Source organism: Microcystis sp. M53603_WE2 (genome assembly GCF_030065435.1).
This window is the reverse complement of record NZ_JASJFF010001372.1, coordinates 1-1,748: the sequence shown is the minus strand read 5'-3', so window position 1 is coordinate 1,748 and position 1,748 is coordinate 1. Positions and strand designations below refer to the sequence as shown.

Sequence of the window (1,748 nt, the reverse complement as noted above, 5' to 3'; positions counted from 1 at the left end):
ACTGAGGTCATCTAGTACAAAGCAGCATCAATAATCAAACCTGACTATTATGTGGAATATTACCCAGATAATCCTTGGATTCATCAACCCTTCGAGCGTTACCAGCTAATTACACCCAAAGACCTCCTAGTATAGTGGGAAACTCCCGACTCCTCACCCCCACCCAAATACTTTTTCAGCCAACCCTAACTAATCGTGAATTCTTGACCGCAACTACCAAGACTGGCGGTTTTTATTCCCCTAATTGCCAGGTTATCTCTTCACCCGCTCGTAACGGCACCAGTCCGGATTCGGGAAATGGCAATTCATCGGGAATGCGCCAAGGGGTTTTGGTTAAGGTGATTTGTTCGGTATTTCGGGGGAGTTGATAAAAATCTGGACCGTGAAAGCTGGCAAACCCTTCCAGTTGCTCAATTGCATCGACACTCTCAAAAGCTTCTGCGTACAACTCTAGAGCGTGCAGGGCTGAATAACAACCCGCGCAGCCACAGGAACTTTCTTTGCTGTAGCGAGAATGGGGCGCGCTATCGGTCCCTAGAAAAAACTTGGGATTGCCCGATGTTGCCGCTTGCAAAAGTGCCAAACGATGATCCTCTCGTTTCAAAATCGGCAGGCAATAAAAATGAGGACGAATGCCACCAGTAAAGAGAATGTTTCGGCTAAATAATAAATGTTGGGGCGTAATTGTGGCGGCGACATTGTTGTTAGCAGATAGAACAAACTTGACCGCATCGGCAGTGGTAATGTGTTCAAACACCACCCGCAGTTTCGGAAATCTTGTTATCAGTGGGATTAAGTGCTTCTCAATGAACACTTTCTCTCGATCGAACACATCAATATCACCATCGGTGACTTCTCCGTGCAGTAGTAGCGGCATATCCAGCTGCTCCATCGCTGCCAAAACGCCATCGCACCTACGAAGGTCCGTCACCCCCAAGTCGGAATTAGTTGTCGCACCGGCCGGGTAGTATTTCACCGCTTTGACAAACTGGGAGGCTTTCGCCGCCACGATTTCTTCGGGACTGGTATTATCGGTGAGATATAGGGTCATCAGTGGCTCGAACTGTTGACCCTCTGGAACTGCTGCCAGAATGCGCTCGCGATAGGAGGCAGCATCAGCCACTGAGCGCACTGGGGGCTTTAAATTCGGCATGATAATGGCACGGGCAAACTGACGCACCGTATGGGGTAGAACCGCTTTCATTGCCGCACCATCGCGGAGATGAAGGTGCCAGTCGTCGGGTCGAGTCATTGTGAGTCTTCGCATTGTTCAATCATACAACGGTTAGGGTTCCCACCTCACCCAACACAATAAGCTGCCCGCGTATTTAAATTGCTTGTTGAGATGAGGCAAGAGGCAACAGGCAAGGGGCAACACCTCCCCTTGCCCCTTGGGTCGTTTCATTCTCTCTTATGTCATTCTCTCAAATCCTTATCTGGCAACGTTTTTAGTCGATTTCTCGGAAATACATAGCTGAAAATTTTTAAAAACGTCGTGCTTTAGACATCTCCAAAAATTATAACCCAGTCACAGCTTGCTTTTAGCCTGTGTACTAATTAATAAGTAGTTCGACGGCTGAAGCGTATATCTATCGTTGCTAATTCAATGGCTCTTCGTTACTTGGTATGATTCGATCAGGGGGCATAAATCGACTAAATCCTTATCCGGCAAGAGACTTAATTGATTAGCTCGTTCTAGATCGAAAACAATTGACAAAAATCGCCAAATGTCTTTCTATATAAGGGTT

General features: G+C 47.1%; 1 protein-coding gene and 1 pseudogene. One reads left to right on the top strand and one right to left on the bottom strand.

What is annotated here, in order from left to right; genetic code table 11:
- Positions 1 to 15: 15 nt before the first annotated feature.
- Positions 16 to 135: pseudogene (locus PX481_RS28790) on the top strand (phosphoribosyltransferase); the annotation flags it as partial.
- A 97-nt stretch (positions 136 to 232) separates the two neighbouring features.
- Here PX481_RS28790 and pyrC read toward each other — a convergent pair.
- On the bottom strand, positions 233 to 1,267 hold the full coding sequence (gene pyrC, locus PX481_RS28785; protein WP_288097366.1) for a dihydroorotase: 1,035 nt from the start codon (positions 1,265 to 1,267) through the stop codon (positions 233 to 235).
- Positions 1,268 to 1,748: the final 481 nt, after the last annotated feature.

What these genes read in the sequence shown, in the direction of transcription:
- pyrC (WP_288097366.1), bottom strand. Translation starts at nt 1,267, where the DNA reads ATGCGAAGACTCACAATGACTCGACCCGACGACTGGCACCTTCATCTC.